This is a genomic window from uncultured Alteromonas sp. (assembly GCF_963976965.1).
Lineage (GTDB): Bacteria > Pseudomonadota > Gammaproteobacteria > Enterobacterales > Alteromonadaceae > Alteromonas > Alteromonas naphthalenivorans.
Window position 1 is genome coordinate 45,197 of sequence record NZ_CAXBMP010000026.1, and the last position, 22,186, is coordinate 67,382.

At 43.2% G+C, this 22,186-nt stretch carries 22 protein-coding genes; 11 read left to right on the plus strand and 11 right to left on the minus strand.

The genetic code is table 11. The annotated features are described in order from the left end of the window. Positions 1 to 3: 3 nt before the first annotated feature. Positions 4 to 516: a Der GTPase-activating protein YihI gene (yihI, locus tag AAC006_RS16750; protein WP_339891942.1), complete on the minus strand. Its 513-nt coding sequence runs from the start codon at positions 514 to 516 to the stop codon at positions 4 to 6. Between the two features lie 536 nt (positions 517 to 1,052). After that, on the minus strand, positions 1,053 to 1,676 hold the full coding sequence (locus AAC006_RS16755) for a c-type cytochrome (protein ID WP_013782516.1): 624 nt from the start codon (positions 1,674 to 1,676) through the stop codon (positions 1,053 to 1,055). Positions 1,677 to 1,850: 174 nt separating this feature from the next. Here AAC006_RS16755 and yihA point away from each other — a divergent pair, with 174 nt between their 5' ends. Then, entirely contained in the window at positions 1,851 to 2,468 is a 618-nt protein-coding gene (gene yihA, locus AAC006_RS16760) for a ribosome biogenesis GTP-binding protein YihA/YsxC (protein ID WP_339891943.1), read from the plus strand. 383 nt (positions 2,469 to 2,851) lie between these two features. Here the strand turns inward: yihA and polA are convergent, their stop codons facing one another. Continuing rightward, positions 2,852 to 5,644 (minus strand): DNA polymerase I, encoded by a 2,793-nt coding sequence (polA, locus tag AAC006_RS16765; protein ID WP_339891944.1) that lies wholly within the window; start codon positions 5,642 to 5,644, stop codon positions 2,852 to 2,854. 410 nt (positions 5,645 to 6,054) lie between these two features. Here polA and elbB point away from each other — a divergent pair, with 410 nt between their 5' ends. Then, on the plus strand, positions 6,055 to 6,708 hold the full coding sequence (gene elbB, locus AAC006_RS16770; protein ID WP_013782519.1) for an isoprenoid biosynthesis glyoxalase ElbB: 654 nt from the start codon (positions 6,055 to 6,057) through the stop codon (positions 6,706 to 6,708). Between the two features lie 109 nt (positions 6,709 to 6,817). Further along, positions 6,818 to 8,269: a TrkH family potassium uptake protein gene (locus AAC006_RS16775; RefSeq protein ID WP_013782520.1), complete on the plus strand. Its 1,452-nt coding sequence runs from the start codon at positions 6,818 to 6,820 to the stop codon at positions 8,267 to 8,269. A 49-nt stretch (positions 8,270 to 8,318) separates the two neighbouring features. Here AAC006_RS16775 and AAC006_RS16780 read toward each other — a convergent pair whose 3' ends face one another. From AAC006_RS16780 to def, 6 genes are all read right to left on the minus strand, one after another. Beyond that, on the minus strand, positions 8,319 to 9,065 hold the full coding sequence (locus tag AAC006_RS16780) for a complement resistance protein TraT (RefSeq protein ID WP_013782521.1): 747 nt from the start codon (positions 9,063 to 9,065) through the stop codon (positions 8,319 to 8,321). A gap of 48 nt (positions 9,066 to 9,113) precedes the next feature. Beyond that, positions 9,114 to 9,458: a hypothetical protein gene (locus AAC006_RS16785; protein WP_172602826.1), complete on the minus strand. Its 345-nt coding sequence runs from the start codon at positions 9,456 to 9,458 to the stop codon at positions 9,114 to 9,116. A gap of 126 nt (positions 9,459 to 9,584) precedes the next feature. Beyond that, entirely contained in the window at positions 9,585 to 10,964 is a 1,380-nt protein-coding gene (gene trkA, locus AAC006_RS16790) for a Trk system potassium transporter TrkA (protein WP_013782523.1), read from the minus strand. Positions 10,965 to 10,988: 24 nt separating this feature from the next. Next, complete coding sequence (rsmB, locus tag AAC006_RS16795; RefSeq protein ID WP_339891946.1) at positions 10,989 to 12,323, minus strand: 16S rRNA (cytosine(967)-C(5))-methyltransferase RsmB; 1,335 nt, start codon at positions 12,321 to 12,323, stop codon at positions 10,989 to 10,991. Continuing rightward, positions 12,323 to 13,279 (minus strand): methionyl-tRNA formyltransferase, encoded by a 957-nt coding sequence (gene fmt, locus AAC006_RS16800; RefSeq protein WP_208804741.1) that lies wholly within the window; start codon positions 13,277 to 13,279, stop codon positions 12,323 to 12,325. Before fmt ends, rsmB begins: the two co-directional genes overlap by 1 nt. A gap of 8 nt (positions 13,280 to 13,287) precedes the next feature. Continuing rightward, positions 13,288 to 13,797 carry a peptide deformylase gene (def, locus tag AAC006_RS16805; protein WP_013782526.1) on the minus strand — a complete coding sequence of 170 codons (510 nt, stop codon included), beginning with the start codon at positions 13,795 to 13,797 and terminating at the stop codon, positions 13,288 to 13,290. A 216-nt stretch (positions 13,798 to 14,013) separates the two neighbouring features. Here def and AAC006_RS16810 point away from each other — a divergent pair, with 216 nt between their 5' ends. The 7 genes from AAC006_RS16810 to AAC006_RS16840 all read left to right on the plus strand — a co-directional run bounded on the left by AAC006_RS16810 (position 14,014) and on the right by AAC006_RS16840 (position 19,716). Further along, a complete protein-coding gene (locus AAC006_RS16810) occupies positions 14,014 to 15,087 on the plus strand; it encodes a LysM domain-containing protein (protein ID WP_244360166.1) in 1,074 nt (357 codons plus the stop codon). 33 nt (positions 15,088 to 15,120) lie between these two features. Next, on the plus strand, positions 15,121 to 16,278 hold the full coding sequence (dprA, locus tag AAC006_RS16815) for a DNA-processing protein DprA (protein WP_208804742.1): 1,158 nt from the start codon (positions 15,121 to 15,123) through the stop codon (positions 16,276 to 16,278). Between the two features lies 1 nt (position 16,279). Next, on the plus strand, positions 16,280 to 16,756 hold the full coding sequence (locus tag AAC006_RS16820) for a DUF494 family protein (RefSeq protein WP_013782529.1): 477 nt from the start codon (positions 16,280 to 16,282) through the stop codon (positions 16,754 to 16,756). 30 nt (positions 16,757 to 16,786) lie between these two features. Beyond that, complete coding sequence (locus AAC006_RS16825; RefSeq protein ID WP_208804744.1) at positions 16,787 to 17,338, plus strand: topoisomerase DNA-binding C4 zinc finger domain-containing protein; 552 nt, start codon at positions 16,787 to 16,789, stop codon at positions 17,336 to 17,338. Between the two features lie 21 nt (positions 17,339 to 17,359). Further along, positions 17,360 to 17,935, plus strand: coding sequence for a Sua5/YciO/YrdC/YwlC family protein (locus AAC006_RS16830; RefSeq protein ID WP_129735603.1), 576 nt, complete (start codon positions 17,360 to 17,362; stop codon positions 17,933 to 17,935). After that, positions 17,932 to 18,876: an oxygen-dependent coproporphyrinogen oxidase gene (hemF, locus tag AAC006_RS16835; RefSeq protein WP_208804746.1), complete on the plus strand. Its 945-nt coding sequence runs from the start codon at positions 17,932 to 17,934 to the stop codon at positions 18,874 to 18,876. Before AAC006_RS16830 ends, hemF begins: the two co-directional genes overlap by 4 nt. Positions 18,877 to 19,041: 165 nt before the next feature. After that, a complete protein-coding gene (locus AAC006_RS16840) occupies positions 19,042 to 19,716 on the plus strand; it encodes an OmpW family outer membrane protein (protein ID WP_129735605.1) in 675 nt (224 codons plus the stop codon). A 101-nt stretch (positions 19,717 to 19,817) separates the two neighbouring features. On the opposite strand, the gene AAC006_RS16845 is transcribed toward AAC006_RS16840, so the two are convergent. Beyond that, positions 19,818 to 20,249, minus strand: coding sequence for a group II truncated hemoglobin (locus tag AAC006_RS16845; protein ID WP_013782534.1), 432 nt, complete (start codon positions 20,247 to 20,249; stop codon positions 19,818 to 19,820). 28 nt (positions 20,250 to 20,277) lie between these two features. Between AAC006_RS16845 and aroE the strand changes: the two genes are divergently transcribed. Beyond that, entirely contained in the window at positions 20,278 to 21,105 is an 828-nt protein-coding gene (aroE, locus tag AAC006_RS16850; RefSeq protein WP_129740527.1) for a shikimate dehydrogenase, read from the plus strand. 27 nt (positions 21,106 to 21,132) lie between these two features. On the opposite strand, the gene AAC006_RS16855 is transcribed toward aroE, so the two are convergent. Then, on the minus strand, positions 21,133 to 21,669 hold the full coding sequence (locus tag AAC006_RS16855) for a gamma carbonic anhydrase family protein (protein WP_208804748.1): 537 nt from the start codon (positions 21,667 to 21,669) through the stop codon (positions 21,133 to 21,135). Positions 21,670 to 22,186 lie beyond the last annotated feature (517 nt).

The window sequence follows — 22,186 nt, forward strand, 5'->3', positions numbered from 1 at the left end:
TTACTATTTCTTAAAGTCGTTAATATCTATAGCGTCCAAATCATCTAATGGATCCATTTCGTCGTCATCCTCATCATCGTCTTCAACGATGCCAAGCAAATCACAAAGAATGCGGTGGCGTGCCATTTTTTCATCAACGTAAGATTGTTGTTCTTTAGTAAGTTGCTTGTCGTCATCAAGCTTATCTAACAATGACGCTAAACGCTGATCTGCTTCAAGTGCCGCTAGCTCTTCGCTAGGTGTGGCGAATTTCTGCTTTTGAGTCGGCGTAGTAATTGTCGTCTTCTTAACAACTAAGGGAATAGGTTTCTTGCTGCCTAAACGTGGGTCTTGGTTCTCACGACGTTTAGAAGCACCAATCTCACCTTGCTCAACATTATGACGGTTACCAGCAGGTTTGCCTTTATGCTTCTTTGGACGAGGATTGCTTTCCAGACGCTTTTGCCCAGGTTTACGGTCAGGATCTTTCCTGACGCCAATGAGTCCAACTTTACGAGACTTTTTTGATCTTGCCATATATAAAAGGTATCAAATTTTAGTGATTGAAAGGGCATATTATAGCGCGAATTGCGCAAAGCTTCTTCATCAATACAACATGTTTATCTGAAAGTGGATTTGCTGTTGAATTGGCTCGCGATAATACAACTTTTGAGGGCCTACGGAAAAGTAGGGGTTTGCCGAATAATAATGAGTAATACAACCATTGGGCACAAACATAAATCTAGGCAAGAAAAAAGGCGATGGCTTTCACCATCACCTTACATTGTTTGAGTGTCAGATGACACCTCTCCCGTTATTTACACTTCTATGTGTAGTTGTGCTTCCCAGCTTGGCTCCCCTTTTTATTGGTTTTAGCAGAGCTCATTTTTGTTCTTGGCCTTCTTGGCGCTTTATCCAATCTTCCGTGTTGTATTATTATTATTATTCTTGTTATTTAGCTTGTTGGGTTTCAGACAAACCTACAAACTATCGCGATAGACTACACGAATAATTTTGAAATACAACTTTATACGCAACAATTAATTAACAATTGAGCGTGTAACTTTAGAATTTTAGTGTAAGCCCGCGATATAATTAGATAATATTTCGATATCTTCATCGGTTAATTTCATCGCAATATCACGCATCATGCCATTCATATCGTTGTGGCGCTCGCCAGCACGGAAAGATTTCAATTGTGCTGCAGTATAGGTTACATGCTGGCCACTGATATCAGGGAAACCCGCTAAGCCCATACCGTTACCTTTAGGACCGTGACATGCTATACATGCGGTCACGCCACGAGACTCATCGCCTCCTTGGTATAAAGCGCGACCAGCTTCAATGTATTGCTCTGCCGTTTCACCTTCTTTAGGTGTTTGGCTAGAAAAGTAAGCGGCTAAGTCTTTCATGTCTTGTTCTGAAAGAGGGGCTGCCATACCATTCATTACCGCATTGTTACGGCCTTCTTCGCCACCTGTCTGTGACGCAAGTTTGAACTCCATTAATTGCTTAACGAGGTACTTTTCGTGCTGTCCTGCTATTTTGGGATTCATGTCTATCATGCTGTTACCATCAGGCCCATGACATGCTGCACATACTGCAGATTTTGCTTTACCGGCTTCAGCATCACCTTCTGCCATCGCAGAAACTGAAATACCTAAAGACACACACAATAACAAACACAGTTTTTTCATAATAAATCTCTTAAATGGATCCAACGGCTCGCGTAACATACGTGATATCATGCGTATTTTACACATTTAACGCGTCAGAAAAACCTATTCCATGATAAAACTATGGTTTTTAGCAGGTTTAGATCATTAATAGAGTTTAATTCTAGGGTTATGACGCATTTGAGGTAAGTCTAGATGTCGTATTACACCAAAGCAAAGTTCTTTACCAGTGCACCTGATATTCGCCATTTAAAAGATGACAGCGGTATTGAGGTGGCGTTTGCTGGCCGTTCTAACGCGGGCAAGTCGAGCGCATTAAATACACTCACTCGTCAAAAGAACCTAGCAAGAACCAGTAAAACACCAGGTCGTACACAGCTCATCAACGTTTTTAATCTTGAAGAAGACCGTCGTTTAGTCGATTTGCCTGGTTATGGGTTTGCGCAAGTACCACTTGCAATGAAAAATAAATGGCAACAAGCATTAGGTGAATACCTTCAAAAGCGTAAATCGCTTAAAGGTTTAGTGGTGCTTATGGATATTCGTCACCCGTTTAAAGATCTTGATCAAGATTTGATTCATTGGGCAGTAGATTCCAATATCCCTGTATTAGCCTTGCTGACTAAGTCAGATAAGCTCAAGTCGGGTAAGCGAAAAGCTCAGCTGCTTATGGCGCAGGAAGCTGCACTGGCGTTTATGGGTGATGTGACCGTAAATACCTTCTCATCGTTAAATCGACAGGGATTGCCAGAGCTCGAAAAAGTGTTGAATAAGTGGTTGGCACTTGACGAAATATCTCCTGACGCAGAATAAAATAAAAGGCCAGATAAAAGAAAGCCCCGCTAAAAAGCAGGGCCAAAATACTGAGAGAAAACACATAAAAACCGAATATATAGAGTAGGCATATTTCGGTTAGTTCATTTTAAAATACTAAAAGATTCGTTCTTTGTTTTAAGTTTAAGATTTTAATGGACTTTTTCTTTCTGAGTATTTGGAAAATTTATTGCAGACATAAAAAAACCCCGACAAATCTGTCGGGGTTAAAGCAAAGGTTTGAAAACAGATTTCTCACCTCTGTACCCTACACGCATTAGGGTACAATAATGGTGAAAAAAGGCAAGTAAGAGTGTAATAAAATTACCAAACTTGCCCATTTTTGAGCTATTGCTCACTGTTTTCTGTAATCTAATTACTTTTTAGTGAGCTTCATCCCAGTTATCGCCCACGCCCGCTTCAACCATCAGCGGCACATTTAATACTGCAGCTTGCTCCATTAAGCTGACGATATTTTTAACTTGTTCCTCTAGATGTTCTTCTCTAATCTCAAATACCAATTCATCGTGTACCTGCATCATCATGAGTACGTCGTCACTTTCAAGTGAGGTGATCCAATCATCAACCTTTATCATGGCCATTTTAATGATGTCGGCAGCTGTACCTTGCATAGGTGCGTTGATTGCCGCACGCTCTGCTCCTTTGCGACGTGCGCCATTACTGGCTTTTATGTCGGGTAGGTACAAGCGTCGACCAAACACAGTTTCCACGTAGCCTTTTTCTTTAGCGCCTTCTCTGGTGCTGTCCATGTACTCAAGTACGCCCGGGTAGCGTTCAAAATACAAGTCCATGTATTTTTGTGCTTCGTGACGTGGAATATTAAGTTGTTTAGCAAGGCCAAAGGCACTCATTCCATAGATCAAACCAAAGTTTATAGCTTTAGCACTACGACGTTGTTCCGTCGTCACTTCGTCAAGGGTTACCCCAAACACTTCTGCCGCGGTGGCTTTGTGAATGTCTCTGCCATGAGCAAATGCATCAAGAAGACCTTCATCGCCCGACAAATGGGCCATTATTCTAAGTTCAATTTGAGAATAATCGGCAGCAACAATCTTGTAACCTTCACGTGGAACAAATGCTTGTCTTACCTTACGGCCTTCTTCATTTCGAATAGGAATGTTTTGAAGGTTAGGATCCGTTGACGACAAGCGGCCCGTTGCCGTAATAGCTTGATGGTAAGAAGTATGAACTCGACCCGTACGATGATTAATCATTTTAGGGAGTTTGTCGGTATACGTATTTTTAAGCTTGGTTAACCCTCTATACTCCATTAACTTTTTAGGTAACGGGAACTCAAGGGCGAGTTCTTGTAATACTTCTTCAGAAGTAGAAGGGGCGCCTTTGGGGGTTTTCTTAATAACCGGTAACGACATTTTCTCGAACAAAATGTGTTGAAGCTGTTTTGGCGACCCTAAGTTAAACACTTCGCCGGCTTCTTCATGCACTTCTTTTTCTAGCTCAGCAATACGCGTAGCTAAATCTTGGCTCTGCTGGCGTAACCGTTGGCTTTCAATTAATACGCCTTGCTGTTCCATACGAGATAAAACACAAGCAACCGGCACCTCAACACCAACCAATAGTGCTTTAAGCTTGGGTTCGTTTTCTAGTTTTGCCCATATTGCTTGATGAAGGCGCATAGTAATATCAGCATCTTCAGCGGCGTAAGGACCTGCTTCTTCTAATCCAATTTGATTAAAAGTAAGCTGTTTGGCACCTTTACCTGCAATTTCTTCAAAGTGAATTGTTTTATGACCTAAATAGGCAAGGGCTAGTGAGTCCATGTCATGGCGCTGTGCGGTACTGTTTAACACATAGCTTTCCAACATAGTGTCAAAGCCAATGCCATTTAGCGTTATGTCATAATGGGCGAGTACATTCTTGTCATATTTAATGTGCTGGCCCACTTTGATAATGGTTTCAGACTCTAAAATAGGCTTCAATGCCGTAAGTACGTAATCTCGTGATAACTGCGTGGGTGCATCGGGATAATCATGAGCAACAGGCACGTAAGCCGCAGCACCGGGTTCGATACAAAAAGAAACACCAACAAGTTCAGCTTCCATGTAGTTAACACTGGTCGTTTCAGTATCAACAGCAATAAGCGGCGCTGCTTTTAGCTTTTTAATCCAGCTATCAAACGTAGCTTCATCTAGCACCACGTCATAACCAGACTTATCGATATTACTTTCTGGTTGTACTTCATCTGTATCGCTTGAATCTGATGTGCTCTCAGTCCCCGTTGATTTTGAGGGCTCATTACCATCGCTTGCGATCAATGCGCTAATTTCTGTATGCCAGCGCTTAAACTCATACTCTGCAAATAACGACTGTAATGTTTCGTTATCTGGTGACGTAGGGCAAAGCTCATCTATTTTGTATTGTAAATCTAAATCAATGGCAATCGTGGCAAGGGTGTATGACAGGCGAGCTTGCTCTTCATACTCTCGCATTTTAGTTGCCATAGTTTTGCTCCCTCTAAACGAGAGATCGGCAATTTTATCAAGGTTGTCATAGATAGCACTGATGCCACCAATACCGTTTAACAGTGCTTGTGCACTTTTATCACCCACACCAGGTACGCCAGGAATGTTATCGACTTTGTCACCCTTAAGGGCTAAGAAATCAATAACCAGTTCTGGTGGAATACCGAATTTCGTATTTACCCCTTCAATGTCCATAATCTGATTTGTCATAGTATTGATCAAGGTGACATTTTCGTTGACCAGTTGTGCCATGTCTTTATCGCCAGTACTGATCAGGGTATCAATACCATGTTCTGTGGCACGACAGGCTAGGGTACCAATCACATCATCGGCTTCAACGCCAGACTCAACGATGACAGGTAAACCCATGGCTTTGATGATGGTGTGCAATGGTGCTATCTGACTGCGTAACTCTTCCGGCATAGGTGGGCGATTCGCTTTATATTCTTCATAAATATCGTCGCGAAACGTTTTACCTTTGGCATCGAAGATGACTGCCATGTGAGTAGGATTGTATTGTCTAATCAAGCTTTTCAGCATGTTGACAACACCATAGATCGCACCGGTATCCTGACCTTTTGAGTTCGTCAGGGGCGGCAATCCGTGAAATGCTCTAAATAGATAAGATGATCCATCTACTAGAATAAAAGGGGGCTTTTTCGAATCTGTCATAGCTATGCATTAACCAAGCTTAGAATAAGGCGCAAGCATGCCATAGGCGCTGGTGGATCGCCATAGAGCATAGCAACATAAATAAAGGGATCATCTGTGGATAAGATTGTGATCTAATAAAATAAGCACAACGAAACTAACGATCTTTGTAAATAGAAAGATCGTCCTGTAAAGCAATAAAAATAAGGGAATGAAAAATAAGAGTGTGGACTGCGTACCTGCAACTCATCATTCCTTTTTATGTGGATAACTTGGTGAACTTATTTTTTTTTGTTTAACCAAATTGGTCAGATAATGTAGCATAAGAAATTAGCAATCCAATACTGGTTATTAAGACTTTTTTTTGAACAGCTGATGGTTTTATAGCCAAAAATAGAATAAGTCGGCTCGGCGAGGTCTAGGAGGACATTATGAAGCAAGTTGCAGTGATTTTAAGTGGTTGTGGTGTATTTGATGGCGCTGAAATTCATGAGTCAGTATTAACGCTTTTAGCTATTGAACAAGCTGGGGTAGGTTATCAATGTTTTGCGCCAGATAAGGCTCAAATGCATGTAGTGAATCATTTAACGGGAGACGTTTCAGAAGATGAAACTCGAAATGTATTGGTTGAGTCTGCACGCATTGCCCGAGGCAATGTAAAGCCTATTACAGAATGTAAGGTATCAGACTTCGATTATCTTATTGTACCTGGTGGTTTTGGTGCTGCTAAGAATTTATGTTCATTTGCCGTTGATGGTGAAAAAAGTAGCGTAGATAAAGATGTGCTTACGGTGTGCAATGACTTTGCGAAAGCAAAGAAACCTGTGGCCTATGCATGCATTGCCCCTGCTATTGCAGCCAGTGTATATGGAAACAATGTTAAACTGACCATTGGTAGCGATGAAGATACCGCCAATGCCTTGAACGCGCTAGGGGCATGCCATGTAAACTGTGAAGTAGATGAAGTGGTGGTAGATGTTGAAAATAAACTGGTTACTACGCCAGCCTATATGACGGCACAAAATATCTTACAAGCCCATGCTAGTATTAATAAAATGGTAGAAACGGTACTAGCAATGAAATAATTTGCTTATAGCCCTATAATCGCGTCAATGTAGTAGAAACCTTGTATCCTCTAAAAACCGCGAACACTGTTAATCGCGAGTTTACTAATAACGAAAGGCATAACGAAGCATGCACTACCGTGCCATTGTACGAATTCTAGGGCTCCTTATTGCGCTATTTAGCGTAACCATGATCCCACCTGCTGTGGTATCTCTGATTTATCAAGACGGTAGTGGTTTGCCTTTTACCCTTGCGTTCTTTATTTGCGTAGGTGGCGGTATGGTGCTTTGGTACCCAAACCGCCAGCAAAAAAACGATTTACGAGCGCGAGAAGGCTTTTTAATCGTTGCCCTGTTCTGGTCGGTACTAGCCAGTGTGGGTGCCATTCCTCTTATGTTGCTAGAACAGCCTAGCATGACCGTAACGGATGCTTTTTTTGAATCGTTCTCAGGGCTAACCACAACCGGTGCAACGGTAATTGAAGGCATTGATTTCTTACCCCATTCGGTACAGTTTTATCGACAACAACTACAATGGCTAGGCGGCATGGGTATCATTGTACTCGCCGTCGCTATACTACCTATTTTAGGGGTTGGGGGTATGCAGCTGTACCGTGCAGAAACTCCTGGGCCTGTGAAAGATAATAAAATGACACCGCGTATTGCCGATACAGCAAAACACCTTTGGTATATTTATCTTTCTATCACTATTGCATGCGCCGCTGCGTATTGGTTGGCTGGCATGGATATGTTTGATGCCATTTGCCACGCGTTCTCAACGGTTGCCATTGGGGGCTTCTCAACTCATGATGCTAGCCTTGGCTACTTTAATAGCCCAATGGTGAATGTGGTCTGTACGGTTTTTCTATTAATTGCTGCACTTAACTTTTCACTCCATTACGCAGCAGTGAGTACCCGTTCGGTAAAAGGCTATTTTAACGACCCAGAATTTAAAGCCTTTTTCTTTATTCAAGCCACACTTATCATGCTGTGCTTTTTGGTACTCACGCTATCAGGTTTTTACGACTCGGCTGAAACCGCGCTCGATCAAGCTATGATTCAAGCCGTATCAATCAGTACTACTGCGGGGTTTGCGACTACAGACTTCTCAATTTGGCCCACGTTTTTGCCCATACTACTCATCTTTTCAAGTTTCATTGGAGGTTGTGCAAGTTCAACCGGAGGCGGCTTAAAAGTGGTTCGTGTGTGTTTACTGTTCCTTCAAGGTAAGCGTGAAGTAGACAGGCTTATTCACCCTAAGGCAGTGTATTCTGTTAAGTTAGGTGAACGAGCAATGCCCGATAAGGTAGTAGAGGCGGTATGGGGCTTCTTCTCTGCTTACGCGGTGGTGTTTGTCGTACTAATGATAGGGCTAATTGCAACAGGGCTAGATAACTTAAGCGCGTTTACCGCTACCGCAGCCATGCTAAATAACCTTGGTCCTGGATTGGGCAGTGTTGCGTCTAACTATGCGGGTGTAACCGATGCTGGAAAGTGGATTTTAGTGGTGGGAATGGTATTTGGGCGATTGGAAGTCTTTTCGTTGTTGGTACTATTTTCACCTACGTTCTGGCGAAGCTAATACAGCAACGACTGCTCAGTCAGTCATTGCTGTACACCGTAAGGCAAGTTTAGAAGAACGAGGCCATTGCATAAGCCGTTTTATCAAACATGAGTGGTTGTGCTTCTTCTAACGCTAGGTTGGCTTTGTTAGCCGTCGTCACAACGCGAGTGCGGTATTCTTTTTGGTTTGAAACTTCAGATACAGTCTGAGTTGATGCGCCGTCATCTGAAATTTTCGTATTCACCTTAGAATCTTTTCTCACAATCACGCCCTTCGCGGCACGTTCCTTAATTTGAATATCAGCCACGAGAAGGTAGGTTACATCTTTAACCATGGCGTTTGCCGCAGTAGAAACTAATCCACCAATGATGCCACCCGCAGCAGCTTGCTTGTAATTTCCACCACCCGCATAAGCTGCTGCTGAGCCCAAAGCGACGCCCTGAAATCCTGATGACAGATAATTCTCTGCCGCGGAAGGAGAAGCCTTTTCTAGATTGCGCACGAAAACACTCATCGTATATTGAGCTCCAGCAGGGCTATCAACAAACGAATAGCCGTTTCCGCTACTCGAAATTTGAGCGTTAAGTGCCTCTCTAAATGCATTTCGATCAAATTCCATCACTGCTGAGCGAACTTCTAAATAGATTTTTCGTTTTTCAGGCGGCACAGGCTCAACAAAAATTGAGGTGCTAAGTTTGGTCTGTACATCTAAATCTTTTTTAGCAATGGAGGTATGCACGGCAGCACAGCCGCTAAAAAAAATAACTACAAATGCAAGTACAACAATCCTGACATGCTGATTCCGTAACGTCATGGTAATTCCTTATTAAAAATTGAACTGTGAATTATCGTTAGTGATTTATTAGTAGTAGCGACCGTAATAACGGTGGTAGTAGCGACAATTGCGATATTCTCGCCAGTTATATCGTAGTAAGTCTCGGCAGGTATAACCCGGACGCCAATTCGTACCTTGATATTCTTTCGGTTTCACCCCTTTATCCAGCATGCTTTTAATATAGGCGTCTACTTCCTCAGGCTTTTCGGCTAAAAACGGTTTTGACATAACTTCTGCATTTAATTGAGCTTGCATACGCGCAAGTTCATCGTCTTCATCTGATTGGCTGACTGCGGAAAAAGAAAGTAATAAACTAGAAAATAACAAAGCTAGTGTGGGTATTGGGAGTGAGGTAAATCCGTTTTGGTACATTTCCGTTAATCCTATAACGACCTGAGAAGTCAATTATTGATCATTTTTTGTACATTTCGCAACGGGTAATTTAGGATTATTTCCAGTAGCTATTTCACTACTTTTACTGCTTGGCGTATGTATTTGTTATCCAAAGAAGAATGCGCTGGGTTGGAACAGCTTTTCTACATCGCCAATGTATTTTTTGTCGACTAAGAACAGAATAACGTGGTCATTTGCCTCAATAAGCGTATCGCTATGGGCAATGATCACTTGGTCGTCTCTTACTACCGCGCCTATGGTAGTACCAGGAGGAAGTTTAATTTTACCGATTTCTTTACCCACAACTTTAGAGGTATTTTCATCACCATGTGCAATCGCTTCTATCGCCTCTGCTGCACCACGTCGCAAAGAATATACGTTTACAATATCTCCGCGTCTAACATGGGTAAGTAGGGCCGAAATCGTCGCTTGTTGTGGTGAGAAAGCAATGTCTATTTCACCACCTTGTACTAAGTCTACATAAGCACTACGTTGAATCAGTACCATGGCTTTTTGTGCGCCCATGCGCTTGGCCAACATGGCAGACATAATGTTAGCTTCATCATCATTGGTCACCGCAATGAATGCATCAACTTGCTCGACATTCTCTTCACTGAGCAACTCTGGATCTGATGCATCACCGCTAAAGACAATCGTCTTGTCTAAGTGGGCAGAAAGGTATTTTGCTCTTTCGTGACTAAACTCAATCAGCTTCACGTTATGTTTGTGTTCAAGTTTTTTAGCTAGTCCTGCACCAATTAAGCCGCCACCGGCTATCATAATGCGTTTATAGCTAGACTCTAATTTTTGAAGTTCACTCATTACCGCACGAATATGCTTAGTTGCAGCAATAAAGAATACTTCATCATCGGCTTCGATTACGGTAGTACCCAGTGGTCGAATAGGGCGACCACGGCGATAGATTGCTGCGACCCGTGTTTCCACATTGGGCATGTGGTCTTTTAACGCAGATAACGCGTGACCTACCAGTAAACCACCATAATAGGCTTTTACCGCCACTAAGCTGGCTTTACCATCAGCAAATTCAACAACCTGTAATGCGCCAGGGTAATCTATAAGCCGTTTAATAGCTTTAGTCACTAGTTGTTCAGGAGCAATAATGTGGTCTACAGGTATGTCCTGCTGCTTATAAAGTTGTTCTTGGTAAATAATGTATTGTTCTGAGCGAACGCGAGCAATCTTGGTCGGGGTTTTGAATAAACTAAAGGCAACTTGGCAAGCGAGCATATTGCTTTCATCACTGTTCGTTACCGCGATAAGCATGTCGGCATCTTCTGCTCCGGCTTTTCGTAATACGTCCGGGTGAGAACCCACGCCATTAACCACCTGTAAATCTAATCGGTCTTGAAGCGCACGCAAGGTATTGGGATCAGAATCGATAACCGTAATATCGTTCTTCTCTCCTACAAGGTTTTCAGCAAGTGTTCCGCCAACCTGACCTGCGCCTAGAATGATGATTTTCATCGGTGTTTATGTGCCTTATTGCTTTTATTTGCTCAACGACTTTACCAGTCTCGCATAGTAGAAACCATCCATTTGTTGCTCGCCAGGTAGGATTTGTCTACCGGGCTTACTCGGTGTTTCGGTTTTTATAACAGGTACTAATGTGGCATCTGCATTGCGTTCTAAAAATGCGCTAATCTGTAGGCTATTTTCTTGTGGCAGAATAGAGCAGGTGGCGTAAAGCAATGTGCCACCAGGCTTAAGTGTTTGCCATAAGCTAGTTAGTATTTCAGCTTGAAGTGCTGCAAGTGCATCAATATCACTAGACTTTCTTAGCCAGCGAATATCAGGGTGGCGGCGTATAACACCAGTGGCAGAGCAGGGGGCATCAAGCAAAATTCGGTCGAAGTGTTGTCCATCCCACCATGTTTCTGGCTTAGCCGCATCGCCTCGCTTTATAACGGGCAAATTGGTTTGCGTATGCTGCAGGCGAGTCATGTTTTCTTCAACGCGCTTTAAGCGGTTCTCGTCAGCATCAAGGGCTAGGCAATACGCTAATTCAGGGGTGCGCTCAATAATATGACCCGTTTTACCACCAGGTGCAGCGCAACAATCTAATACGCGCTCGTGTGGTTGTGCGTCTAAATAATGGGCTGCAAGCTGAGCGGCACCATCTTGTACAGCAAAGTAGCCTTTTTCAAACCCTGGAAGCCCGGTAATGTCCTCTCGGCCTTCTAGTCTGATTGCATCTGCGTGTTCGCTACTTAATGAATAGTTAATCTCAACAGCATCCAATGCAGCAGCGTAATCGGTAATCGATATTTGTTTGGTATTAACCCTTAGCCAAATAGGCGCCATGGCATTGGTAGCTTCGCGCACGGCATCAGCATCTTGACCATAGGCATCTTCTAGAGCCTTATATAACCACTTGGGTAACCCACTGGCAATAATGGGGTTATCGATAGGCTTGTTAACCAGTTCTTGGCGCATAAAGTTACGCAGTACAGCATTAACTAAGCCTTTCAATGCTGTCCCGCCTAAATAAGGCGAGGCATTAACGGTTTCGCCCACTGCAGCATGCTGGCTTACGCGAGAAAATGCTAACTGGTATAGCCCCAACAGAATAAGGTGCTCGATTACTTTTTTATTCCCTTTTAAAGGACGGTCGAGTAACTCGCGCAACCAGTGCTGTAATATAGGGAGTTTACGCATGACGCCCAAAGACATTTCTTGGATCCATGCGTTGTCTCTAGGATGATGGCGACGTTGAACACGCTCTAGGCAATCTCTTGACGATTTACCTTGTTCTAGAATTTGGTATATCACCCATGCACAATCGGCACGCAGATTTTTTTGTTTCGGTAATGGAGTGGGTTTCACTATTCTTCCGTACTGGCAATGCAGTTACCTGGTGCGAACCAGTCTTTGCGAGCATTAACGACATCTGCAGCGGGCAATGCTTTTTTCCCAGGTATTTGCAGGGTGTTGATTCGAAGGGCACTTGAACCCGTGGTTACCACAATGCCGTGCTTGTCAGCTTGAATGATAGTACCTGGGGCATCTGAAGTTGGTAAGCCATCAATCACATCCACCGACCAAATTTTAATATTTTGCGACTCAATTTTAGTCCACGTTACAGGCCATGGATTAAAAGCGCGTACGTTTCGTGCAATTTGCTCTGCGCTATCGTGCCAATTAATAAAGGCTTCTTCTTTGGAAAGCTTTTTAGCGTACGTTGCTTCGCTATCATCTTGCTTCACAGGCGAAAGGGTATCGATACTGTTTACTACATCTAGTAGTGCAGTAGGACCAAGTTCAGCAAGCTTTTCGTAAAGCGAGGCGCTAGTATCATCTTCACTAATGGGCAAGGTTGCTATATGCAACATGTCACCAGTATCTAGCCCTTCATCCATCTGCATGATGGTAACACCAGTCTCGCTATCGCCGGCCCATATCGCCCGTTGGATAGGCGCAGCTCCACGCCATTTAGGCAAAATTGAACCATGCACATTAAGACAACCCAATTTGGGCGCATCAAGTACCGACTTAGGTAAAATTAATCCATAGGCAACCACAATCATTAAATCGGCGTTGATGTCCGCCAATGTTTGCTGTGCTTCGTCATTTTTTAAACTGGCTGGCTGATAGACTGGAATCTCATGTTCTTGAGCAAGCACTTTTACGGGGCTTGGGGTAAGCTTTTTGCCTCGTCCAGCAGGACGGTCTGGTTGGGTATACACAGCAACAACGTCATGAGTGCTAGATAATAAAGCACTCAAATGCTGAGCTGCAAAATCCGGCGTGCCGGCAAAAATGATGCGTAATGGTTTTATCAAAACTAACCTCAGTCGCGTGCAGCTAAACGTGCTTCTTTTTCAAGCTTTTTACGAATTCGCTGGCGCTTAAGCGGAGACAAGTAATCAATAAACAGTTTGCCTTTGAGATGATCCAATTCATGTTGAATACAAATAGCCAATAGACCGTCTGCTTCCAACTCAAATGCTTCACCGTTTTCATTCAGTGCTTTTACCGTAATTTCTTCTGCGCGCTCTACTTTGGCGTAGTTACCTGGAACAGAAAGACAACCTTCTTCACTAATAGTGCTGCCGTCTTTTTTGGTGATTTCCGGGTTGATAAAAACACGAGGCTCGTCTTGATCTTCCGCTACGTTCATTACAACAACTTGAACATGTCTGTCGACTTGAGTAGCAGCCAACCCAATTCCATTCTCGTCTTTCATGGTTTCGAACATATCCGAAACCAATTGTTTAATGTCGTCGTTCACTTCTTCTACCGGTTTTGCTACGGTACGAAGTCGTTCATCGGGAAAACTTAATACGTCTAAAATTGCCATGTGTCGCTTATTTAACCTTTTCGCTGTATAAATTCATATACGATCTAGTCGCTCGTACACTTTACAGTGCCTTTTGAGTTACTATTCTAACGTATATCGAGTTATATCGTGCAGTTTTTTGCTGCCGCGCCACAGTATTGAGGCACAATATCGATATAGTAGTATTGTCTGAAATTTCAACAGTAAATGGCAGTGGAAAAATTGCGGAAGGTTAATTTGAAAAATCGATTGAAGAAAGCAGTACGTACAATTGTGTTAGTTGTGGCATGTTTTGCCGCATTTTCAGCAATGGCCAAACCCCTAAAAGAAACTGCACCGCAAACTTATACTGTGAAGCAAGGTGATACCTTATGGGGCATTGCTAATCTTTTTTTAAATCAGCCATGGCTGTGGCCTGAACTTTGGCGTCACAACACCCAAATAGATAACCCGCATTTAATATACCCCGGTGATATCATCTCGGTGTCTTACATCAATGGTGAACCCGTATTTTCGATAAATCGAGCTAAGCCTAGCTTAGTGCTTTCGCCTGGTTCTGCCCGAAGAGTAAAGAATGCGGCTATAGAGACCTTGTCATGGTCGGTATTAGCTCCCTATATTAAACAACACACCCTACTTTCTGAGGAAGAGTATGAATTACTCCCTCATTTGTTGGGAAATCACGATGGTAATGTGAGTTTTGTGTCTAACGACTTAGTGGTAAGCCAAAAAGAAAACCGCACTGAAGATCAGTATCAGGTGGTAAGAAAGCAATCTATTATACGCAATATGCAAGGTAAGGTGCTTGGTGTGCAGCTCACCCATGTAGCAAAAGCTAGCTTAGAGACTGACGTGTCGTTACCAAAGGCTAGAATGGTAAAACTTTCAGATTCAAATCAAGAAGCGAAACGTGGAGATAAGTTACTTACTGGTGACTTCACGTTAGACGATGACTTAGTTCTGCAAGAAGCAACGTCACAACGAGGTTTTGTGATTGGCGACTTACACGATCACGACTTACTCGGCCGCTACGATGTGGTGGTACTAGATTTAGGCGCACATGAGCTAACGGCGGGTACCGTGATGGGCATCTACGCTGGTGGCCCTGACATTATAGACGGCGAAGAACCTCAATACGCTAGCAATAGTGATGTCATAAAAGGAAACGGGCTCTTTACAGATAAAGTACAGCAACCTGCACTTAAAATTGGTGAAGTCATTGTGTTTAAAACTTTTGAGTCAGCTAGCTACGGCATTATAACTCGAGCAAAAGAAGGCGTAAGACGCGGCTTCATTGTGGCAAAACCCTAACATGTTATTGCCGCTTATTATTTAGGAGCGGCTATGACAACTTTCCAGCCACATGAAGCAAGCAGTAATGCTGTTAAAGCATTGGATAAAGCCCTAGGCAAAGAACAGATAGCATGGCTGACAATGGCTTCAGCAATAAATATCGCAACAGGGAAGTGGCTTAAGGCGCTTGAAGCAGAATCGCTTAGCGCACTAGCATTACTGGATGGTATTCATAAAACGGCTTTCACTTCGGGAGCTCTCTACACCCTTACACAAGCAATTTCTCCTAACTTACTTGAAAAAGCGATACGCTGGCATGCTTCACATGCAAAGCATCATATTGTCACCCTAGGGTGCACATACTACCCTGAGCGATTAAGGACCCTGCCAAATCCCCCGTTGGTGTTATTTGTTATAGGTAACATTAATACGTTAGTTATGCCTCAAATAGCGATTGTAGGGAGTAGACGGGCGAGTCATCAAGGTAAGCAAATTGCCACTGATTTTGCCGAAGCGTTAGCAAATAACGGCGTAGCAGTAACCAGCGGGTTAGCAGCAGGAATAGATTCAGCTGCGCACAAAGGTGGTTTGGTGTGCGAAGGCGGCACCCTTGCGGTAATGGGGACTGGGCCTGATATTGTGTACCCTCCTAAAAATGTATCACTACACAGGGACATCGTGAATGCAGGGGGCGCTTGTATTACCGAGTTCTTTCCAGGTGTATCTGCTAAGCCTTGGCATTTTCCCCGAAGAAACCGAATAATTGCTGCGATGTCGCTTGGAACCCTAGTTATAGAGGCAAAAATAAAGAGTGGCACCTTGATAACTGCGAATTTGGCCGCAGATATGGGGCGTGAAGTATTTGCAGTTCCTGGAAGTATCTTCCATGCTTACTCCGAAGGATGTCATTGGTTAATTCAGCAAGGCGCTAAGCTGGTAACCTGTGTTGATGACATTTTCGATGAAATTGTAGTGTCGACTGGTGAGAGAGAATGCCAGAACGAAGCGTTAAGTAAAAAAAGTGAAGTGAATAACTTGGCAACCGATAAATTATTAGATAGTGTGGATTACGACATCACCGCTATTGATGTTATAGCGCAGCGCTGTACCTCTCCTGTTAATGAGGTTATGGCATCATTATTAGAATATGAGTTGCGTGGTTTAGTAGCCGCTGTCCCTGGTGGCTACATTAAATTGAGGGGAAAATAATATGTTCGATATCCTCATGTACCTGTTTGAAAACTTCATTCACAGTGAAACTGAAATTCGAGTCGATCAAGACGAGCTTACCGAGGAGTTGGTACGCGCGGGTTTCCATCATGATGAAATCTACAAAGCATTAGCGTGGCTTGAAAAGCTAGCGGCTTTGCAAGAAACAGATATTAAGCCTTATTTTTGTAAAGGGATTAGTACCAGCCTCAGTCGTATTTATACGCATGAAGAGCAGATGCGATTAGACGTAGAGTGCCGTGGCTTCTTGTTATTTTTAGAGCAAGTGGGCGTGGTAGATGCGTCAACGCGAGAAATGGTAATAGACAGAGTAATGGAAATAGACTCTTCTGAATTCTGTTTAGAAGACCTAAAGTGGGTAGTGCTAATGGTACTGTTCAATGTGCCAGGTAAAGAAAAAGCCTACGCACAAATGGAAGATTTATTATTTGATGAACCTGACGGCGTGTTGCACTAATGTGCTTCATGTCGTGCTAGTTGCTGGTTTATGTCGAAAATTGATCATTCACTTTTCTCTGCGCACGAACATGCCTTAGAAGACGCTTTCGGTGATTGTCCCGATTGCGGTAAACCACTGCATATAAAAAACAGCAAATCAGGCCCTTTTATTGGCTGCACCGGTTACCCAGATTGCCACTTCAGCAAGCCATTACACGATAAGCAAACCACCTTATTAAAACTACTGGATGGGGTTACCTGCCCAGAGTGTGATTCTACCTTGGCTATTAAGAAAGGGCGTTTTGGTATGTTTATAGGCTGTACCAATTTTCCTGAATGCCACTATATTTCGCCAATTAAACAGCAAGAAGACACCCACGTTACTTGCCCTAAGTGTCAAAAAGGACAACTTGCGTCCCGCACCAATAAATACGGTAAGCAGTTTTTTGCGTGTGACCATTATCCCCAGTGTCGTTATGTGCTAAATTTCACGCCAGTAAATGAAGCATGCCCCGATTGTGGCTGGGCCGTTCTGATAAAAAAGAAAGGCCAAATTTGTTGCCCTCAGCCAGGGTGTAGCTTCAAAAAAGACGATAAATAACACCTACAGAGAAAAGCACTAATGAGTATCCCGACCAAGGGGCAAGTAGACACTAGCGACCCCATTGTATCCGCGTTTAAAAATGGTGACTTATTGGTTTACCCTACTGAAGCGGTTATGGGCATAGGCTGTGACCCAGACAACGAAGCGAGTGTGTTAGCGCTCTTAGCATTGAAGCAGCGCCCCATCGAAAAAGGGGTAATTTTGATTGCCGCTAACTATTCTCAGCTATTACCTTATATAAATGATGAAGCCATACTTCAGCACAGACGTACTGAAATTGTGTCCAGTTGGCCTGGGCCAAATACTTGGCTGCTACCCAAGTCGGCGTCGACGCCACAGTGGTTAACTGGCAAGCATGAAAAAATAGCGGTTCGAGTAAGCAACCATCCAGTGGTTAAAGCTTTATGTGAAAAGCTAGAAAAGCCACTTGTATCTACAAGTGCCAACCTAACTGGCCAACAACCCGCAATCACCCAGCAGGACGCAATCAATATATTTGGTGATAGTGTTTTCTATATTGATGGAGAAGTAGGTGGCCACGCTAAACCCAGTACCATCCGTGACGGCGATACCGGAGAGATAATAAGATCATGATTGACCCCCAACACGTAAATCAACAGTTAGACGGTAAAGACGCCGATGAAGTAATAGAACAAGTAAAAGCATACTTACTATCATTGCAGGACAACATTTGCCAAACCTTAGAACTTGCCGACGGCAAAGGACAGTTTAAAGAAGACTCTTGGGTTCGCGAGGAAGGCGGTGGCGGGCGTTCACGGGTTATTAAAAACGGCGCAGTAATAGAGCAAGGTGGGGTTAACTTTTCTCATGTATTTGGAAGTCAGATGCCGGCGTCTGCCACGGCTAACCGCCCAGAACTTGCGGGTAGAAACTTTCAGGCCATGGGGGTCTCGTTGGTTATTCACCCACACAACCCCTATATTCCGACGTCTCATGCAAATGTACGCTTTTTTATTGCCGAAAAAGAAGGTGAAGCGCCTATTTGGTGGTTTGGCGGTGGGTTTGATTTAACCCCGTTTTACCCCTTTAAAGACGACGTAGTGCATTGGCACAATACCGCAAAGAAATTGTGTGCTCCCTTTGGTGAAGACGTGTATGGGAAATATAAGAAGTGGTGTGATGACTACTTCTTCTTAAAGCATCGTAATGAAACACGTGGGGTAGGCGGTTTATTCTTTGACGATTTAAATGATTGGGGGTTTGAAACTTCATTCAACTTTATGCAGGCAGTGGGTAATGGTTTTGTTGATGCTTACGTACCTATCGTAGAAAAGCGAAAAAGCACCTCATACGGTGAAAGAGAGCGTGACTTTCAGCTCTATCGACGTGGTCGCTATGTAGAATTCAACTTGGTATTCGATAGAGGCACTTTGTTTGGGTTACAAACTGGTGGTAGAACCGAATCAATTTTAATGTCTATGCCACCACTTGCGCGATGGGAGTATTGCTATACTCCAGCTCCAGGTAGCGCGGAAGCAAAGCTAACTGACTGGCTTCAGCCTACAAACTGGTAATATTTTGCACCATGGGTTCTTCCTGTGGTGCCATTCCCTTGATCCACATCAAATTCCCTTATTACCAAGGTATGTAGCTAGATTGCACCTTGCGCTGGATCAAATTATTTTCTTTTTAAACGTTTACAGTGTCGTCATTATCATTAAACACATGAGAGACACACAATGCGTACACACACACTTTCAGCCATATGTATTTCTTTAGCGCTTGCCGCTCCTTTTGCTTCAGCTCATGAAAAGGGTGATTGGATAGTTCGTGGTGGATTAACAACCGTTGCGCCCGACGAATCAACCTCTAACATCATTGCCGGTGGTAGCGATTTAGGTGTAGCACTGACTATCGATAACGATACCCAGTTAGGATTAAACGTTGCTTATTTCATCACCGACAATATCAATGTTGAATTGTTGGCCGCAACGCCGTTTACTCACGATGTGAATTTTTCAGTCAACGATCCACTAGGGACAGGCAATACATTGGGAGAAGTCACGCACTTACCCCCAACTGTTACTGTTAACTACTACTTCAACGATGCTAATGCTGCTTTTCAACCTTATATTGGTGCAGGTTTAAACTATACCTTTATCTTTGATGAGTCATTTACGGATGCAAATAAAGAAGCAGGCCTTGAAGATTTGTCTTTAGATAATTCTGTAGGTATTTCTGCACAAGTGGGAATGGACTATCAAATAGATAAAGAGTGGCATGTTAATGCGTCAGTACGTTACATCGATATTAATACCGAAGCGTCATTTACCGTAGGTGGTGCAGAAGGTAGCGTAAACGACATTGATATTGACCCTTGGGTTTATACATTGTCTGTAGGCTATACATTCTAAGATTCATCTAATGAGGTAAGTTACGTTTATATAAGTGGCCTCTTAAGCTTGGATAACCTTGAATCTTAATCTGAAGCGTTCCGTATCTCACGGAGCGCTTTTTATTTAGTATTAATCATATGCGTGGCAAGTTGATCTAGCGCGTTAAGAAGTTGCTGCGCCAACGGAAGGTCATCAACCGTCTCGTGCATGGCTTTTCGCATACAGTACATCCACTGGTCTTTTAATTCTGGTGTAACACTAAAAGAAAGATGTCGTGAACGTAGCCGTGGGTGACCATATTGCTGCTGATAGGTATCAGGCCCGCCTAACCATAAACTTAAATAAAGAAAAAACACTTCTCTGATTCTATCTGTTGGCTGAGGATGAATAGCGTAAAGCTCTTTTGCAATAGGATCATCACGCATAATGTCATAAAAACGGTTTGCCAAAAGGCGTACCTTATCCTCTCCACCTATTCGGTAATATGGTGTAGTCTCTGACACAGCAGGTTTTTCCTTTCGTATCGATTTAAAGAAGTTAGACATTCCCATGACAGACAGCCTTATTAATAACAATTCAATGAAAAAGTTTGCCGTTTTCGGTAACCCTATAGTTCAGAGTCTATCACCAACTATTCATCAAATGTTCGCTAAGCAATGCGGCGAGCAAATTAGTTACGAAAAAATCCTCGCCCCAGAAGATGGTTTTACGCCTGCAGCGAACACATTCTTATCGCAACCTGGCGCGGTAGGCTGCAATGTCACTATGCCTTTCAAACAAGATGCCTTTGCGCTTGCCAGTGTAGACGACCAAGCTGCGTTAGATGCAAAAGCGGTTAATACATTAATGAAGCGTAGCGATGGCACCGTTGCAGGTTTTAATACCGATGGCGTAGGGTTAGTTAATGACTTACTTAATCATGGTGTACAACTGCAAGGTAAACGCGTGCTATTAATAGGTGCAGGTGGAGCGGCAAGAGGCGTAATAGCACCGCTTATTGCTTCAGGTATTGCATCGCTACATCTTACTAATAGGACAAACGCGAAAGCTGAAACAGTGGCAAGTGAAACGGGTGGAGGTAAGGTGAAGGTAGTAGGTATAGAAGACTGCGATAAAGTAGCTCCACATATCATTATTAACTCAACCGCAGCGAGCTTAAGCGAAACTCTGCCTTTTGATATGAGCGCAACGTTATTTAAAGAATGCGAAACAGCGTATGACATGGTTTATCGCGCAGATCCGACTTACTTTATGCAACAAGCATTATCGTTAGGTGCGTTACAGGTACTTGATGGTTTAGGTATGCTGGTGGAACAGGCTGCCGCGTCATTTACAATATGGACAGGCTACAAACCAAAGACCAGTGCGGTAATTGATGTATTACGTAGCCAGTTAAAGGCAAAGTAATCGAGAATGGTATAAGCAAGCAGGCCGTTAAGCCTGCTCTTCTCTATATTCATCTTTTAATTTTACGTAGTTCAACGCTGACTGTTTTAGAAAGGCTGTCTCGCTTTCCTTTAATGGGCGTTTCTTCACAGCTGGGTTCCCAACATAAAGGTAACCACTTTCGAGTCGCTTATTTGGTGGTATTAAAGCACCAGCTCCAATAAAGACATCATCCTCTACAATAACACCGTCCATTACGATGGCGCCCATTCCTACCAAGATACGATTTCCAAGCACGCAGCCATGAAGCATACATTTATGCCCTACGGTAACGTCATCTCCAATAATAAGGGGGAAACCATTAGGGTTAGAAACGGATTTACGAGAAACATGCAACACACTGCCATCCTGAATATTACTGCGTGCTCCAATTGCAATGTGATTTACGTCACCTCGAGCAGCGACTAAAGGCCAGATACTTGCGTCTTCGCATAAGGTAACGTCGCCAACAATAACAGCTGACTCATCTATATAGCAGCGTTCGCCGAGTGTGGGAGAAGTTGATTGATAGTTTCTGATTGTCAAAACTGCACCTTTATATATAAATTCATCTGTTGAAAACGCATTAAAACAGAGAATAGGGGTGAAGAACCAATCTTATTCAACCATTGCCTAAGTAAAAATAGGCAATGAGACTAATAGGAAATCAGTGAAAATCCGAATTTATGTGTGATTTATAGGCTGCGTGGTTGGTATTTTAAGCACTTAAACGAAATGTGACACTTTTTTGAAATCAGAGGTTGACGCAGGCTCAGAAATCTCTAGAATGCGCATCCGCTTCGACAGGAAAGTGAAATAACTTACACTGACAAAGCAAGTCACTACTTACCTTTAAGGCCAAGTATGACGGGGTTTTAAAGAAAACGCTTCAGAAAATAAATTTTCAAAAAGTGTTGACACTGAAAACTTCAAGCGTATAATACGCACCTCGCTCAAGCAGGGTGAGTCACCAAAAAGCAACGGCTTACGGTGAGGTTACGTTAAGTAACCACGTTCTTTAACAATTTAGACAAGACAATCTGTGTGGGCACTCATTAAGAGT

Coding starts and splice junctions, on each gene's coding strand:
- yihI (WP_339891942.1), bottom strand. CDS start 516: ATGGCAAGATCAAAAAAGTCTCGTAAAGTTGGACTCATTGGCGTCAGG.
- AAC006_RS16755 (WP_013782516.1), bottom strand. CDS start 1,676: ATGAAAAAACTGTGTTTGTTATTGTGTGTGTCTTTAGGTATTTCAGTT.
- yihA (WP_339891943.1), top strand. CDS start 1,851: ATGTCGTATTACACCAAAGCAAAGTTCTTTACCAGTGCACCTGATATT.
- polA (WP_339891944.1), bottom strand. CDS start 5,644: ATGACAGATTCGAAAAAGCCCCCTTTTATTCTAGTAGATGGATCATCT.
- elbB (WP_013782519.1), top strand. CDS start 6,055: ATGAAGCAAGTTGCAGTGATTTTAAGTGGTTGTGGTGTATTTGATGGC.
- AAC006_RS16775 (WP_013782520.1), top strand. CDS start 6,818: ATGCACTACCGTGCCATTGTACGAATTCTAGGGCTCCTTATTGCGCTA.
- AAC006_RS16780 (WP_013782521.1), bottom strand. CDS start 9,065: ATGACGTTACGGAATCAGCATGTCAGGATTGTTGTACTTGCATTTGTA.
- AAC006_RS16785 (WP_172602826.1), bottom strand. CDS start 9,458: ATGTACCAAAACGGATTTACCTCACTCCCAATACCCACACTAGCTTTG.
- trkA (WP_013782523.1), bottom strand. CDS start 10,964: ATGAAAATCATCATTCTAGGCGCAGGTCAGGTTGGCGGAACACTTGCT.
- def (WP_013782526.1), bottom strand. CDS start 13,797: ATGGCAATTTTAGACGTATTAAGTTTTCCCGATGAACGACTTCGTACC.
- dprA (WP_208804742.1), top strand. CDS start 15,121: ATGACAACTTTCCAGCCACATGAAGCAAGCAGTAATGCTGTTAAAGCA.
- AAC006_RS16820 (WP_013782529.1), top strand. CDS start 16,280: ATGTTCGATATCCTCATGTACCTGTTTGAAAACTTCATTCACAGTGAA.
- AAC006_RS16825 (WP_208804744.1), top strand. CDS start 16,787: ATGTCGAAAATTGATCATTCACTTTTCTCTGCGCACGAACATGCCTTA.
- AAC006_RS16830 (WP_129735603.1), top strand. CDS start 17,360: ATGAGTATCCCGACCAAGGGGCAAGTAGACACTAGCGACCCCATTGTA.
- hemF (WP_208804746.1), top strand. CDS start 17,932: ATGATTGACCCCCAACACGTAAATCAACAGTTAGACGGTAAAGACGCC.
- AAC006_RS16840 (WP_129735605.1), top strand. CDS start 19,042: ATGCGTACACACACACTTTCAGCCATATGTATTTCTTTAGCGCTTGCC.
- AAC006_RS16845 (WP_013782534.1), bottom strand. CDS start 20,249: ATGGGAATGTCTAACTTCTTTAAATCGATACGAAAGGAAAAACCTGCT.
- aroE (WP_129740527.1), top strand. CDS start 20,278: ATGAAAAAGTTTGCCGTTTTCGGTAACCCTATAGTTCAGAGTCTATCA.